The sequence below is a fragment of the Pedobacter sp. SL55 genome (assembly GCF_026625705.1).
In the GTDB taxonomy this organism is placed as follows: Bacteria; Bacteroidota; Bacteroidia; order Sphingobacteriales; family Sphingobacteriaceae; genus Pedobacter.
In genome coordinates, this window is the sequence record NZ_CP113059.1 from 713,496 (window position 1) to 727,962 (window position 14,467).

At 39.0% G+C, this 14,467-nt stretch carries 12 protein-coding genes; 10 read left to right on the top strand and 2 right to left on the bottom strand.

All coding sequences use genetic code 11. From position 1 onward, the window contains the following. Nucleotides 1-110 precede the first annotated feature (110 nt). From gldB to OVA16_RS03150, 4 genes are all read left to right on the top strand, one after another. The gene (gldB, locus tag OVA16_RS03135) at nt 111-1,148 is read left to right on the top strand and encodes a gliding motility lipoprotein GldB (protein ID WP_267763465.1); all 1,038 of its coding nucleotides are present in this window, start codon (nt 111-113) and stop codon (nt 1,146-1,148) included. 77 nt (nt 1,149-1,225) lie between these two features. Then, a complete protein-coding gene (locus OVA16_RS03140) occupies nt 1,226-2,005 on the top strand; it encodes a patatin-like phospholipase family protein (protein ID WP_267763466.1) in 780 nt (259 codons plus the stop codon). Nucleotides 2,006-2,054: 49 nt separating this feature from the next. Next, a complete protein-coding gene (locus OVA16_RS03145) occupies nt 2,055-2,306 on the top strand; it encodes a transposase (RefSeq protein WP_267763467.1) in 252 nt (83 codons plus the stop codon). 69 nt (nt 2,307-2,375) lie between these two features. Continuing rightward, the gene (locus OVA16_RS03150; RefSeq protein WP_267763468.1) at nt 2,376-2,633 is read left to right on the top strand and encodes a transposase; all 258 of its coding nucleotides are present in this window, start codon (nt 2,376-2,378) and stop codon (nt 2,631-2,633) included. A gap of 10 nt (nt 2,634-2,643) precedes the next feature. Here the strand turns inward: OVA16_RS03150 and OVA16_RS03155 are convergent, their stop codons facing one another. Then, nucleotides 2,644-3,357, bottom strand: a complete 714-nt coding sequence (locus tag OVA16_RS03155) for a 2-phosphosulfolactate phosphatase (protein WP_267763469.1) — start codon at nt 3,355-3,357, stop codon at nt 2,644-2,646. Between the two features lie 81 nt (nt 3,358-3,438). Beyond that, on the bottom strand, nt 3,439-4,521 hold the full coding sequence (gene gcvT / locus OVA16_RS03160) for a glycine cleavage system aminomethyltransferase GcvT (RefSeq protein WP_267763470.1): 1,083 nt from the start codon (nt 4,519-4,521) through the stop codon (nt 3,439-3,441). A 294-nt stretch (nt 4,522-4,815) separates the two neighbouring features. On the opposite strand from gcvT, the gene OVA16_RS03165 reads away from it, so the two are divergent. The 6 genes from OVA16_RS03165 (at nt 4,816) to OVA16_RS03190 (ending at nt 14,263) form a co-directional block, all read left to right on the top strand. Continuing rightward, on the top strand, nt 4,816-5,268 hold the full coding sequence (locus OVA16_RS03165) for a GNAT family N-acetyltransferase (protein ID WP_267763471.1): 453 nt from the start codon (nt 4,816-4,818) through the stop codon (nt 5,266-5,268). A gap of 405 nt (nt 5,269-5,673) precedes the next feature. Continuing rightward, on the top strand, nt 5,674-8,121 hold the full coding sequence (gene thrA, locus OVA16_RS03170) for a bifunctional aspartate kinase/homoserine dehydrogenase I (RefSeq protein WP_267763472.1): 2,448 nt from the start codon (nt 5,674-5,676) through the stop codon (nt 8,119-8,121). Nucleotides 8,122-8,228: 107 nt separating this feature from the next. After that, entirely contained in the window at nt 8,229-9,209 is a 981-nt protein-coding gene (locus OVA16_RS03175) for a homoserine kinase (RefSeq protein WP_267763474.1), read from the top strand. A gap of 93 nt (nt 9,210-9,302) precedes the next feature. After that, nucleotides 9,303-10,610, top strand: a complete 1,308-nt coding sequence (gene thrC / locus OVA16_RS03180; RefSeq protein ID WP_267763475.1) for a threonine synthase — start codon at nt 9,303-9,305, stop codon at nt 10,608-10,610. Nucleotides 10,611-10,718: 108 nt separating this feature from the next. Next, nucleotides 10,719-12,107 (top strand): LutB/LldF family L-lactate oxidation iron-sulfur protein, encoded by a 1,389-nt coding sequence (locus tag OVA16_RS03185; protein WP_267763476.1) that lies wholly within the window; start codon nt 10,719-10,721, stop codon nt 12,105-12,107. 179 nt (nt 12,108-12,286) lie between these two features. Further along, nucleotides 12,287-14,263 carry an alpha-ketoacid dehydrogenase subunit alpha/beta gene (locus OVA16_RS03190; protein ID WP_267763477.1) on the top strand — a complete coding sequence of 659 codons (1,977 nt, stop codon included), beginning with the start codon at nt 12,287-12,289 and terminating at the stop codon, nt 14,261-14,263. Nucleotides 14,264-14,467: the final 204 nt, after the last annotated feature.

Below are 14,467 nucleotides of genomic sequence, written 5' to 3' on the forward strand. Positions count from 1 at the left end.
GGATGTATTTATGATGTTTTTACTATTTCGAAAGTATCAGCTCAGCTATTTAATATTATCGAACCATCATATTAACGACAGTTCATATTCGTTTCATATATTTGTTAGCAATGATACTCAACTCAAAATTTAGCCAAAGTTATCTATTTTTTCTATGTGCTGTGCTATTTTTTTCGTGCAGCGATAGTAAAAAGCCAGATGTAAGCAACATCAAACTAGACATTAAAATCGAAAGGTTCGACAAAGATTTATATCAAGGTAAAGCTAAAAGTATCGAATTAACTGATAGTCTGCTACACCAAAAATATGGCGCTTTTTACGAAGACTTCATCTTTAAAATGGTAGGCAACGATAGCTACACCAGCCAAGAAGTTTTGCAAGGCTTGTACAATGATAAAGCTTATACTGATCTTAATCACGAAGTAGACAGCGTTTTCCCGAACTTAACGCAGGTAGAAAACGAACTTACCCAGAGTTTTAAATACATTAAATATTACTACCCAAAAGTCCAAATTCCTCGTTTTATCGGTTTTTTATCAGGATTTTCTTACCAAACACCAATTGGCGACAACTATGTGGGCATTGGCCTAGATATGTTTTTAGGTAAAGACAGTAAATTTTACGGTGCCTTGGTAAATAGCATACCACTATATTTATCCAGAAAATTTACGCCAGCATACATTGTACCTCGCGTAAGCGAATATTACATTAGAGAAAACTTGTTTAAAGAACGCGACGAAGACCGTAGTTTATTGGCCAAAATGATCTACAACGGAAAGATTTTGTATTTCATGGATCAGATTATGCCAGATAACATGCCCGATAGCGTAAAGATTGGCTATACCGATAAACAACTAGACTGGTGCAAGGCTTTTGAAGCAGAAATTTGGGGATTTTATCTGGAAAGCAACCTACTTTATGAAACAGACTATCCAAAAATACAAGTGTATTTAAGCGAAGGACCATTTACACCTGGCTTGGGCGAAAACCGACAATCGCCCCCCAAACTGGGTGTTTGGACCGGCTGGCAAATTGTAAGGAAATATATGGAAGAAAACCCAGAAGTTACCTTGCAACAGCTCATGGCAGATACGGATACGCAGAAATTATTAACCAAATCGAAGTATAAACCTAAATTGATGAGATAATTGGCAAATATGATAATTAGCCAATAACCTTTCCAAATCATCACATTCTTAAATTAACAAATCATCAAATTATTACAATGAAAGTTGGTATCGTATTAAGCGGGGGCGGAATAAGAGGGATTGCGCATTTGGGCATTTTAAAAGCCCTAAAAAATAGTGGTGTAAAGATTGATCAGATTGTGGGCACCAGTGCTGGCTCTATTGCAGGCTCTTTTTACGCTGCTGGTGTAGACCCAGAAGATGCTTTCAATATTTTCATGAAAACGAAATTGATGAAATTTGTTCGTCCGGCTTTGGGTTCTTTAGGCTTGATTAACATCGAACGAACTGGCGATATTTTCAAAGAATACTTGCCTGCACATATTGAGGATTTAAAAATTCAGACGACGATTTGCACGACCAACTTTAGCGAGGGCAAGGTAGCCTATTTTACCAAAGGCCCATTAGTTAGAGCCATCCACGCTTCTTGTTGTATCCCCGGCGTTTTTAAACCCATCATGATTCATGAGCAGATGTATGTAGATGGCGGTGTTTTGAACAATTTCCCTGCAGAGCCGCTATTAAATAACTGCGATTACATTATCGGCTCTACCTGTAACCACCTAAAACCCGTAGATAAAATTGTAGGCATTCATAGGTTAATGCAGCGAGCCGCAATCATGTCTATCAACCATGACATGGAACGAAAATCTAAATTTTGTGATTTGATGATCGAACCAAAAGGGATGGGCGAGATCAATACTTTTGACACCAAAAAAGCCGAAACTATTTATTGGCTGGCTTATGAAGAAGCTTTGAAAACGATTAAAAATAGCGAGAGCTTTAAGGAGTTAATTAAAAAACAGCAGCGATTTTAATTCTTCTTTTGAATTTGGTATTTTAGGACTACATCTTAATGTAAAACCTATGCCAAATAAATTTGATAGGCGAAGTATCAGACTGAAAGGGTATGATTACTCAAAAGAAGGATTATATTTTGTAACCATCTGTTGTCAAAATATGGCTCATTTGTTTGGCAAAGTGCTTAACGGACAAATGAAGCTAAACGCAGCAGGGCTGATGGTTGACAAGTGGATTAAAGAACTCGAAAACAAATTTCCTGACATTCGAACTGATGAATATGTGATTATGCCTAATCATCTACACATTATTATTTAAAATATGGGATTGCATAATGCAGGCGTCGTACGGGTCGACCTATGTGTCGACCCTTCAACCGACCCTAATATGCAAATTAAACGCCAAGCAGAGGGCAAACACAGAGGTTCGCCCCTACACCACGTTGTTCAATGGCTTAAAACGACGACCACAAATTCTTACATAAAGGGTGTGAAAACTTTGGGATGGAAACCTTTCGACAAAAAAATCTGGCACCGAAATTATTACGAACACATTATTCGCAATGAAAGAGCTTATCAGAACATCGCAAGGTACATCCAAGAAAATCCAATAAAGTGGAGAACGGATAAATTTTACAGACAGTAGTTGATGGTAATCAAATAGACAGTTTCACTAAATACTCGCCTTCCAAAACAGGAATAATTGTACAAACATCAACTTTTAAACAAAACTGCACATCTTCTTCGATATTCAATTTCACAAGACGATGGTTGTGAGAAGACTTCTTGAGGTATTTGCGTAAATCGCCTTTGGCCAATTGATACATATCTAAAGCAGCTACGCTAGAATCATCGCCTACGGTAAAATCATTTTGTAGTTGTTCAACTACGGCACCTGCAAACAAAGTATCTTCTAAATTGAAGTTATCTTTCCAGCCTGCACAAAGTAAGAGTACATCTTTATCTTGTTTCTTCAAATAATCGCAAACTGAGCTAAGATTAAGAAATGAGCCTACAATTACCTGATGTGCTCTTTCTTGAGCCAAGTGCATAGCTTTAGTGCCATTTGTGGTAGTTAACACAATGGTTTTACCCGCTACTTTTTCGGCGGTATAAGAAAAAGGCGAATTACCGAAATCGTAACCTTCCACCACTTCTCCATTACGCTCTGCAGCTAGCAAATAGCCTTTATCAGCATAGTTCAAACAATCTTCCACGTTCATTACCGGAATAATGGCCTCTGCACCATTTTCGATACCGTAAGTGATAGAAGAAGTTGCTCTCAAAATATCAATCACAACAACTATACTATTTTCGATAGCATATAAATCTAACAGAGCGGGCGTTAAACAAACTTCTATTTTAGGCATCGGAGTGGGTTATGAGTTATGAGTTACAGGTTATGAGATATGAAGCTTAGCCTCGCAACTCAAAACCCGTAACTCGTAACCTTATTTTTTCAAAAAAGGGAACTTTACTATCTTAGCTTTTACTTTGTTATTTCTTATGTCGATGAAGATTTCTGTACCTTCTTTAGCAAATTCTTTAGCCACGTAAGCCATACCAATGGCTTTTTGCAGTGATGGAGATTGCGTACCAGAAGTCACTTTACCGATCTGATTTCCGTCAGTATCAACTACAATGTAATCGTGACGAGGAATGCCTCTATCAACCATTTCGAAACCTACCAATTTACGGGTAACACCAGCTTCTTTTTGTGCTAATAAAGCTGCCGAATTGGTAAATTCTTTAGTGAATTTAGTTACCCAACCTAAACCAGCTTCAATTGGAGAAGTAGTATCGTCAATGTCATTTCCATATAAACAGAAACCCATTTCTAAACGCAAGGTATCACGAGCACCTAAACCAATTGGCTTGATGCCAAACTCTGCGCCGGCTTTAAAAATGGCATCCCAAATTTGATCAGCATATTGGTTTTCGAAATAAACCTCGAAACCACCAGCGCCAGTGTAACCTGTAGCAGAAACCAATACATTATCTACACCTGCAAATTTGCCTTTCTTGAAAGTATAATATTCCATCGAAGCCAAATCTATATCAGTTAAAGATTGTAAAGCATCTGCTGCTTTCGGACCTTGAACCGCTAATAAAGAAGTTTGATCAGAAATGTTGTGCATCTCTACATCTTTATCGTTGAACTTTTGGATCCAGTTCCAATCCTTTTCGATATTCGAAGCGTTAACCACCAGCATATAAGACTTTTCATCGATACGATAAACCAGCAAATCATCTACAATACCGCCGGTTTCGTTTGGCAAGCATGAATACTGAATTTTACCGTCGTAAAGCTTTGAAGCATCGTTACTGGTTACCCGTTGAATTAAGTCTAAAGCATTTTCTCCTTTAAGGATAAATTCGCCCATGTGACTTACATCGAAAACACCTACTGCATTACGTACCGTAGCATGTTCTGCATTAATTCCTTCGTATTGTACCGGCATATTGTAGCCAGCAAAAGGAACCATCTTAGCTCCAAGTGAGATATGTTTTTGTGTTAACGCGGTATTCTTCATTTTTATAATAAGTTATAATCAGGGTTACATTGGTTTTATTTGGCGCAAAAGTACTAAGAAAAAGCCGAATTTTTTATTTGGCTAAAGCCTTTATATTTCATTTTTGCCCCTTGGCTAAAGCCAAGGGCTATGAAACCAAGCCCATATTAGAACCAAACAAGAGCCATCAAGATTATGAAATAATGTATGCTTCATTGCCGTCGGTTTCAACCGACGGTTACAGTTAAATTAAGTTGGCTTTAGCCTAAATCTTTAAAGCCTTTTAAAGCTATATTTGGATCATAAATTTCAAACATGACTTTTTCACTAAAAAGAACCACTTCTACTGATCCTGATTTCGTTAAATTAGTAGGCTATTTAAATGCCGAATTATCAAAAGTTAATGGCAATGAAGATGCATTTTACGCACAATTCAATAAAATTGATCAAATTAACCACGTAGTTTTAGTGTGCGATAATAATAAACCAATAGCTTGCGGAGCCATCAAACAATTTTCTTCAGCTGCAATGGAAGTAAAACGGATGTTCACTTTGCCAAACAACAGAGGACAAGGCGCAGCCAGTATTCTTTTAGAAGAACTTGAAAGATGGGCAAAGGAAATGGGCTACGAAAAATGTGTGTTAGAAACAAGTAAACGTCAACCCGACGCATTAGCGCTTTATAGCAAAAATGGATATGAAGTCATTCCAAATTACGGGCAATACATTGGCATAGCAAACAGCATCTGTTTTGAAAAAACAATATAACCCATACCTACATTTTGAAAATTTTGCAAAATAAAAACACCAAATCAACCAACTTCATAAATCTTTATAGAAAAAATTAAAAATTTCAACAGAAACATTTGCATATATCAAAATTATTACGCTCTTTTGAAGTGTAAATAAAACACTAACAGAAAATGATTTTTAACTCTTCAATTATTACCACAATTATTATTACCGGCGGCAAAGCTATCGGGAGCAACCTTGTGTAACATTGAGAAAAACATAAAAACACAAAAAGCGTCCCGATAAAAATCGGGACGCTTTTTTTTTTAAAACGTTAAAACCTAATAAAAAATAAATAGATGAAACCGTCTTGATTGACAAAATCAAATCAGAGCATAATCAAGACAGCTTCATTACCATTAAAAACAAATAAATAAAACGATGAAAGTCCTCAAATTTGGCGGTACATCCGTAGGTACCACCGAAAACATTAAAACCCTTCTTAAGCTAGTGCAAGAAGAAAGAAAGAACGCAAATCCGGTGGTTGTATTATCGGCGATGAGCGGTGTAACCAATCTTCTTCTAGAAATGGCGGAGCTAGCCGAAAAAGGAGAAAGCTATCAAGACCAACTGAAAAGCATTGAGCAAAAACACTTCGATGTAGTAAAAACATTATTGCCAGCAGCAGCTCAAAACCCTATTTTAACCAAGCTTAAAATTCATTTTAACGAGCTGGAAGATGCTTTGCAAGCAGTTTCTAGTTTGCAAGAACTCAGCTTACGCACTAGAGATTTTATTGTTAGTTTTGGCGAAAGGTGCTCAAATAGTATGGTAGCGCACATTGCTACACAGTATTTCGACAATTCATTGTATGTGGATGGCTCTAAACTCATTAAAACCGATAGTGAGTTTGGAAATGCCCGAGTTAATTTTGAACTGACGGATACGCTAATCAAAGAATTTTACGAAGCAAACAGCGACAAAGTTTTGTTCGTTACGGGTTTCATCGCCAGCAACGCCGCAAATCAAATTACTACACTTGGTAGAGGCGGCTCTGATTATACCGCAGCCATTTGGGGTGCCGCTTTAGATGTTTCGGAGATTGAAATTTGGACAGACGTAAATGGCATGATGACTGCCGATCCACGCATCGTTAAAAAAGCTTTTTCATTAGATGAACTGAGTTACATTGAGGCAATGGAATTGAGTTATTTTGGGGCTAAAGTGATTTATCCACCAACCATGGTTCCGGCTTTTGCAAAAAAAATCCCCTTGGTCATTAAAAACACTTTCGAGCCAGAATTTGCTGGAACTTTCATCCGTAGCAACATCAAACCTTCCGATTTACCAATTAAAGGCATTTCTTCTATCAACCAAATCAGCATCATTAACTTGAGCGGTAGTGGTATGGTAGGTAAAGCTGGTTTTAGTGGCCGTTTGTTCTCTCTACTATCCAGAGAACAAATCAACGTAATTTTAATTACGCAATCCTCTTCTGAACATAGCATTACTTTTGCGGTAAATCCTGCAGACGCCGCTAGAGCGGTAACCATCATCAACAAAGAGTTTGAATTAGAGCTAGCTGCAGGCAAATTAGCTTATCCAGAAGTTGAAGGCGAACTTGCGGTACTGGCCATCGTTGGCGAAAACATGAAACGTACACCTGGCATGAGCGGCCGTTTGTTCAATGCTTTAGGGAGAAACGGTGTTAATGTTAGAGCCATTGCGCAGGGTTCTTCAGAATATAACATTTCGGTAATCATCGGCAAAGATGATTTGGCAAAATCTCTCAATGCAGTACACGATGCTTTCTACACCGATTTGAAACGCACCCTAAATGTTTATTGCTTAGGAACTGGAAATATCGGTAAAACGATGTTTAAACAGATTAAAGAGCAAAGCCAATTTTTAGCAGAGAAAAACGATTTGCAAGTAAAAGTTGTAGGTATTGCCAATACCCGCAAAATGGTTTTTGATGCCAACGGAATTGATTTAGATAACTGGGAAAATACTTTAGAAGCAAACGGCGAACAAGCAAACCTTTCGGATTTTGTAGGCAAGATGCAATCGTTAAACTTGGCGAATAGTGTATTTGTGGACAATACCGCTAGTGAAGCTCCAATTCCATTTTATAAGCAAGTTTTCGAAAGCAGCGTTTCTATTGTTGCCTGTAATAAAAAAGGTAACTCGGCAGAGTTTGCCCAATACAAATTATTTAAGGATACGGCCAGTAAACACGGTGTAGATTTTTATTACGAAACCAACGTGGGTGCAGGTTTGCCTATTATTGGCACATTGAAAAACCTGATGATGAGCGGAGACCGAATCGATAGAATCGAAGCGATTTTATCGGGAACAATCTCGTTTATCTTCAACAGCTTTAAAGGCGACAAGGAATTTTACGACATTGTAAAAGAAGCACAAGATTTAGGCTACACAGAACCAGATCCACGTGACGACCTCAACGGCATGGACTTTATGCGCAAAATGCTGATTTTAGCTAGGGATGCAGGCTATCCTTTAGAATCAAGTGATGTAAAAATAGATAACATTTTGCCCGAAGCTTGCTTAAAAGCAGCAACGGTAGAAGAGTTTTATCAAGAACTTAAAAACAACAGTGCCTATTTCGAAAACCTAAAAAATACGGCTGAAAGCGAGAAAAAAGTATTGCGTTACATTGGCAAATTAGAAAATGGCAAGGTAGAAATCAGCTTACAAATGGTTGGCGAAGACCATCCTTTCTATGCACTTTCTGGAGCCGACAACATTATTTCTTTCGTAACCGATAGATATAAATTTCGCCCAATGGTAGTAAAAGGCCCAGGTGCTGGTGCCGAAGTTACCGCAGCAGGTGTGTTTGCAGATATTATTAATGTGGCTACTCCTTAACTAACCCGTCATTGCGAGGCACGAAGCAATCTCTTCAACGTTTAACAAGATGCTTTAGGATTGCTTCGCAGGCTCGCAATGACGACAAGACTATTAAAAGAAACAAAATGTCAAATAATACAGATACACTTGTGGAACCTAAAAAACAGAAAGTGGATTTAAAAGAAATCAAAGTTTTCGCCCCTGCAACGGTAGCCAACGTGGTATGCGGCTTCGATGTACTTGGCTTTGCGGTAAATGCTCCAGGCGACGAGGCAGTGATGCGTTTGGTGGAAGAACCTGGTGTTCGCCTATTAAAAATCACTGGCGATGATGGCAAACTTCCGCTAAACAGCGATAAAAATACCGTGAGCGCTTCAGTTAAGCACTATTTAAGTCACATCAACCGTGAGGATGTAGGTGTAGAAATTGAACTGCACAAAAAAATGCCAATTGGCAGCGGTTTGGGTTCTAGTTCGGCAAGTACCGTTGCAGGTTTGTATGCCATCAATCAATTGATGGGCAACCTACTAACCGCTAAAGAACTGGTTCCTTTTGCCATGAAAGGGGAAGAAATTGCTTGTGGTTATGGTCATGCGGATAATGTAGCGCCAGCAATTATGGGTGGCTTTGTATTAGTACGCAGTTACGAACCTTTAGATGTAATTTCTCTTCCAGTTCCCGATGGCATGTTTGCGGCAATTGTTTATCCAGAAGTAGATGTACCTACCAAAGATGCCCGCCAAATGATCCGTGCTAAGGTGGCCTTAAAAGATGCCGTTACCCAATGGGGAAATGTAGCTGGCTTGGTAAGTGGCTTGTTCTTAAACGATATGGATTTAGTTGGCCGCAGCATGAAAGATGTTTTAGTCGAGCCAACGCGTTCTATCCTTATCCCAGATTTTGAGGTGCTACGCAAACTAGCGATGGAGAACGGTGCTGTTGGCTTCGGGATTTCTGGCTCTGGCCCATCTGTTTTTGCCTTAACTAAGGATGAAGAAAGTGCCAAGAAAATTACAAAAGCACAACAAATGCACCTGCATCAAATTAATATTAATAGTCAAGCTTACGTTTCTGAAGTAAATACAGAAGGACCGAGAACGTTGTAAAATTGTTACGAGTTACGAGTTGAATGTTATGGGTCTAGATGTCTAAACCTGCAACTCGCAACACACAACTCGTAACCCAAAACCCAAAACCCAATGCAATTCTACTCAACCAACAATAAAGATTTACGTGTTTCCTTTAAAGAGGCTGTTTTTAATAGCATGCCTTTAGACAAAGGTTTATACATGCCCGAGGTAATTCCTCAATTACCTGCTGCATTTATCGATAACATTGAGCAATATTCGCTTACAGAAATTGCTTACGAAGTAGCATCAGCTTTGCTGAAAGACGAAATACCTGCCAACGATTTGAAAGCTTTGGTAGAGGAAGCGGCTAATTTTGATGCGCCTACAGTTCCTTTAAACGAGAACACTTTTGTTTTAGAGCTTTTTCACGGACCATCGTTAGCTTTTAAAGATTTTGGTGCCCGTTTCATGAGTCGCGTAATGGGTTATTACCTTAAAGATGGCGAACAATTACTGGATGTTTTGGTAGCTACATCGGGCGATACTGGCGGTGCTGTAGCTTTAGGGTTTTTAGGCGTAGCGAATACAAGAGTAACCATACTTTATCCAAAGGGAAAAGTAAGCCCAATACAAGAGCAACAATTAACCACCTTAGGGCAAAACATTAGAGCCATTGAAATAGACGGCACTTTTGATGATTGCCAAGCTTTGGTAAAACAAGCATTCGCTGATGAAGAACTGAACAAAAAATTCCGTTTAACTTCGGCCAATTCTATCAATATTTCTCGTTTAATTCCGCAGACTTTCTATTATTTTAATGCTTATGTGCAATTGAAAAGAAAAGGTTTTAAGGAGGTGGTATTTTCTGTACCTAGCGGGAATTTGGGAAACATTGGCGCTGGTTTATTAGCTTATAAAATGGGTTTACCAGTGAAACAGTTTATCGCTGCTACGAATGTGAATGATACCGTTCCTCGTTTCTTGGAGACTGGTGTTTATGAAACCAAACCATCTGTACAAACTTATGCTAACGCGATGGATGTTGGCGCTCCTAGCAACTGGGTGCGTATCATGGATTTGTTTGCTGATGATGCAGATGCTTTGAAAAAAGTAGTAAGTGCTGCTCGTTTCACTGATGAAGAAACTTTAGCTGCCATTAAAGCAATTGATACAAAATACGATTACATCGCTTGTCCGCATACGGCAATTGCTTATTTAGCAGTAGAAAAATACAGAAACGAAACTGGTTACGATGGAGCTGCTGTATTTTTATCTACTGCCCACGCTTGTAAATTCCCCGATATTTTCCCTGCCGAGTTAGCTGCTAAAATTGAAATCCCCGCTTCGGTAAAAGAATTGGAAGGTAGAGCCAAACAAGCTGATGAATTAGATGTAGCATTCGAAGGATTTAAAAACTGGTTAATCAATAAAAATTAATCAAAGATTAGTCATCATTAACGGCCAGATGTGGATATCAATGTAATTATATCAACATCTGGCCGTTAAATTTTAAAGCCCTAGCCTATTTACCTATATTTGACAGCTATGACCATTGCCGAAGATTTTTTAGCCAAAGCCGACCAAAAGGCTTTCGATATGCCGCATCGCAATACCATCAATTACAATATTGGTAAGTATGATACAGCGGTGTCTCGTGGTTTGTCTAAATTTGAAAATCTGGAAGCATCTAAACGCAAAGCACACGTTATTAAATGGCGTGTGATGGAAAATCTGGACAAGCTGTTGCCAGAGTTTGAATCTAATTTCCAGAAACGTGGCGGTAAAGTAATTTGGGCAAATGATGCCGAAGAGGCTCAAAAAGAAATCCTGCAAATTATTCAAAGAAACGGAGGCAAGTCGGTCATCAAGTCTAAATCAATGACTACCGAAGAAATTCATTTGAATGAGTTTTTAGATAAAAACAATATCGAATCTTTAGAGAGCGATCTGGGCGAATACATTGTACAGTTGTTGGGCCAAGCGCCTTATCATATTGTTACGCCAGCCATGCACTTGAGCAAGGAAGATATCGCCAAGCTTTTTAATGAGAAATTCGGTACCCCAATAGACGCCACTCCCGAGCAATTGACCCAAAAAGCTCGTGAATTACTGCGTGATAAATACCTAAAAGCAGATATTGGCATTACTGGCGGCAACTTTTTAATTGCAGATAGCGGAAGTATTGCATTGACAGAAAATGAGGGCAATGCGAGGTTAACCACCACTTTTCCTAAAATCCATATTGCGGTGGTTGGTATAGAGAAATTAGTTCCGTCTATTGCAGACTTAGATTTATTTTGGCCTTTGTTGTCTAGCCACGGTACGGGACAGAATTTAACGGTTTACAATACCATTTTGAGTGGACCACGCAAAGCACATGAAACAGACGGGCCAGAAGAAATGTATGTGATATTGCTAGACAATGGACGTACGAATTTGCTAGCTCAAAAAGATCAACGCCAGGCTTTATATTGCATTCGTTGTGGCGCTTGTTTAAATGCTTGCCCAGTTTATAAAAACATTGGAGGCCACACTTACAACACCACGTACAGCGGGCCAATTGGCTCCATCATTACGCCTCACTTTAAAGGCATGCAAGAATTTAAACATTTAAGCTACGCCTCGAGCTTGTGCGGAAAATGTTCGGAAGTTTGCCCGGTTAAAATCGACATTCATAAAATGCTGTTACTAAACCGTAGAGATGCGGCTGTAGCCAACGAAAATACCGCTAAAGAAAACATGGGCTGGAACCTTTGGAAAAAAGGAATGAAAAAACGCTCATTGATGGATTTCTTTGGTGGAAAAATGAAGAACTTCTTCCTTAAAACATTCTTTAAAAAAGGCTGGGGCAAATACCGTGAAATGCCAGAAGTAGCAGAGAAATCTTTCGCAAAACGCTGGGAAGAACACCAGAAGAAGAAAGAGATAGAGTAAGCAGGTACTAGGTGTTAGGGATCAGGTATTAGTCTAAGCGGCGAAACTGTAGCGAACGGCTATTAGTTTAGCTAAACGAACCTTAAACAGATCTAAAGATTCAAAATAAAAACTGTCTCCTGATTTCTGACGACTGATGACTTAATTACTATATTTACGGTAAACCAATATCAACCTTTATGCAATTCGACCGTAAACAAAAAAGCGATTCAGAGTTATTGGAAATTTATAAGCGTTTACTTTTCCCTCGTTTGGTAGAAGAAAAAATGCTGATTTTGTTACGACAAGGTAGAATTGGCAAATGGTTTTCGGGCATTGGGCAAGAAGCCATTGCCGTGGGCAGCACACTTGCCATGCAGAGCGATGAATACATTTTGCCCATGCATCGCAACTTGGGCGTATTTACCGCCCGCGATATTCCACTTAGAAAGTTAATGGCACAATGGCAGGGCAAAGTAACAGGCTTTACCAAAGGCAGAGACAGATCTTTCCACTTTGGAACTCAGGAATATAAAATTATCGGGATGATTTCGCACCTAGGCCCACAAATGGCCTTGGCAGATGGTATTGCTTTAGCAGATTTAATTGCCGAAAAGCCAAAAGCGACCTTAGTTTTTACAGGCGAAGGAGCTACCAGTGAAGGCGATTTCCACGAAGCCATTAATGTAGCTTCAGTTTGGAACTTACCCGTAATTTTCCTAATCGAGAACAACGGATATGGCCTCTCTACCCCTATTAACGAACAATACAAATGCAAACATTTAGTAGACAGGGCCATTGGTTACGGCATTCAAGGAGTGCAATTAGATGGCAATAACATCTTAGAAGTTTACGACAAATTAAATGAAATAGCCGAAGATATTCGCCAGAACCCAAGACCAGTTTTGGTAGAGTGTTTAACCTTTCGAATGCGTGGACACGAAGAAGCTTCGGGCACTAAATATGTTCCTCAACATTTGTTTAACGTATGGGCGCAGAAAGACCCAGTAAAGAATTTCGAAGATTATCTTTTAGAAGAAAACATTTTAACCGAGCAACTAATTACCGAAATTAGGAATACGTTCAAAAAACAAATTGACAGCGAGGTGGAATTAGCCTTTGCTGAGCCTGAGCCACAAGCCAATGCCGACCAAGAATTGGCAGATATGTATTATCCTTATCATGCAAATGCTATTAACCCAACTACAACAAATAGCGAAAAAAGATATTTAGATGCCATTACAGATGGTTTAAAAATTGCCATGCAACGCCACAGCAACTTGGTGTTAATGGGGCAAGATATTGCCGAATATGGTGGCGCATTTAAAATAACAGATGGTTTTGTTGCCGAGTTTGGCAAAGCCAGGGTGCGTAACACGCCCATCTGCGAATCTGCTATTGTTGGCGCTGGCTTAGGCCTTTCTATTAATGGCTTTAAGTCGGTAGTAGAAATGCAGTTCGCTGATTTTGTAAGTGTAGGTTTCAACCAAATCGTTAACAATTTAGCCAAAACGCATTACCGTTGGGGCGAAAAAGCAGATGTGGTAGTGCGTATGCCAACAGGCGCTGGAACTGGAGCAGGGCCATTTCACTCGCAAAGCAACGAGGCCTGGTTTACCAAAACACCTGGGCTAAAAATCGTTTATCCGGCTTTTCCCTCTGATGCTAAAGGTTTACTGCTTGCCGCTATCGAAGATCCTAATCCAGTCATTTATTTCGAACATAAATATTTATATAGAAGCTTAACAGGTTTAGTACCCGAGGGTTTTTACACCCTTGAAATCGGGAAAGCAAATACTTTACAAAAAGGCGAACAGCTCAGCATTATTACCTATGGCCTTGGCGTACATTGGGCATTAGACTATCTTAAATCTAATCCAGAAATTTCTGCAATATTAGTAGACTTGGTAAGTTTACAACCTTGGGATAAAGAAGCAGTAAAAGCTGCAGTAAAAGCTACCGGAAGAGTTTTGGTACTTCATGAAGATACTTTAACTAACGGCTTTGGCGCCGAAATTTCTGCTTGGATTAGTGAAAATTGTTTCGAGTATCTTGATGCTCCAGTAATGCGATGCGCCAGCCTAGATACCGCCATTCCCATGAGCAAGGTATTAGAGAACGATTTTTTGGCAAAGGCTAAACTGCCAGAGTTTGTAACTAAATTGTTAGCATACTAACCTAAAACCCAATAAATTTTTATTTGCTAGTAAAAATCCGCTCAGTAGAGCCCACAACATTTAAAACAAAAAGAGCGTTAATTAAATGATGGGGCTTACTGAAGTGAGTAATTGAGCGTTTATTTAAATGACGGATTTTATTCTATGCCGTAAAAATATTCATTTACAGCACTTAACGAGAAAATGTGACTTTTTTTCCCATTT

What these genes read in the sequence shown, in the direction of transcription:
- OVA16_RS03145 (WP_267763467.1), top strand. Translation starts at nt 2,055, where the DNA reads ATGCCAAATAAATTTGATAGGCGAAGTATCAGACTGAAAGGGTATGAT.
- OVA16_RS03140 (WP_267763466.1), top strand. Translation starts at nt 1,226, where the DNA reads ATGAAAGTTGGTATCGTATTAAGCGGGGGCGGAATAAGAGGGATTGCG.
- OVA16_RS03185 (WP_267763476.1), top strand. Translation starts at nt 10,719, where the DNA reads ATGACCATTGCCGAAGATTTTTTAGCCAAAGCCGACCAAAAGGCTTTC.
- thrA (WP_267763472.1), top strand. Translation starts at nt 5,674, where the DNA reads ATGAAAGTCCTCAAATTTGGCGGTACATCCGTAGGTACCACCGAAAAC.
- gcvT (WP_267763470.1), bottom strand. Translation starts at nt 4,521, where the DNA reads ATGAAGAATACCGCGTTAACACAAAAACATATCTCACTTGGAGCTAAG.
- OVA16_RS03190 (WP_267763477.1), top strand. Translation starts at nt 12,287, where the DNA reads ATGCAATTCGACCGTAAACAAAAAAGCGATTCAGAGTTATTGGAAATT.
- OVA16_RS03165 (WP_267763471.1), top strand. Translation starts at nt 4,816, where the DNA reads ATGACTTTTTCACTAAAAAGAACCACTTCTACTGATCCTGATTTCGTT.
- OVA16_RS03155 (WP_267763469.1), bottom strand. Translation starts at nt 3,357, where the DNA reads ATGCCTAAAATAGAAGTTTGTTTAACGCCCGCTCTGTTAGATTTATAT.
- OVA16_RS03175 (WP_267763474.1), top strand. Translation starts at nt 8,229, where the DNA reads ATGTCAAATAATACAGATACACTTGTGGAACCTAAAAAACAGAAAGTG.
- OVA16_RS03150 (WP_267763468.1), top strand. Translation starts at nt 2,376, where the DNA reads ATGCAAATTAAACGCCAAGCAGAGGGCAAACACAGAGGTTCGCCCCTA.
- thrC (WP_267763475.1), top strand. Translation starts at nt 9,303, where the DNA reads ATGCAATTCTACTCAACCAACAATAAAGATTTACGTGTTTCCTTTAAA.
- gldB (WP_267763465.1), top strand. Translation starts at nt 111, where the DNA reads ATGATACTCAACTCAAAATTTAGCCAAAGTTATCTATTTTTTCTATGT.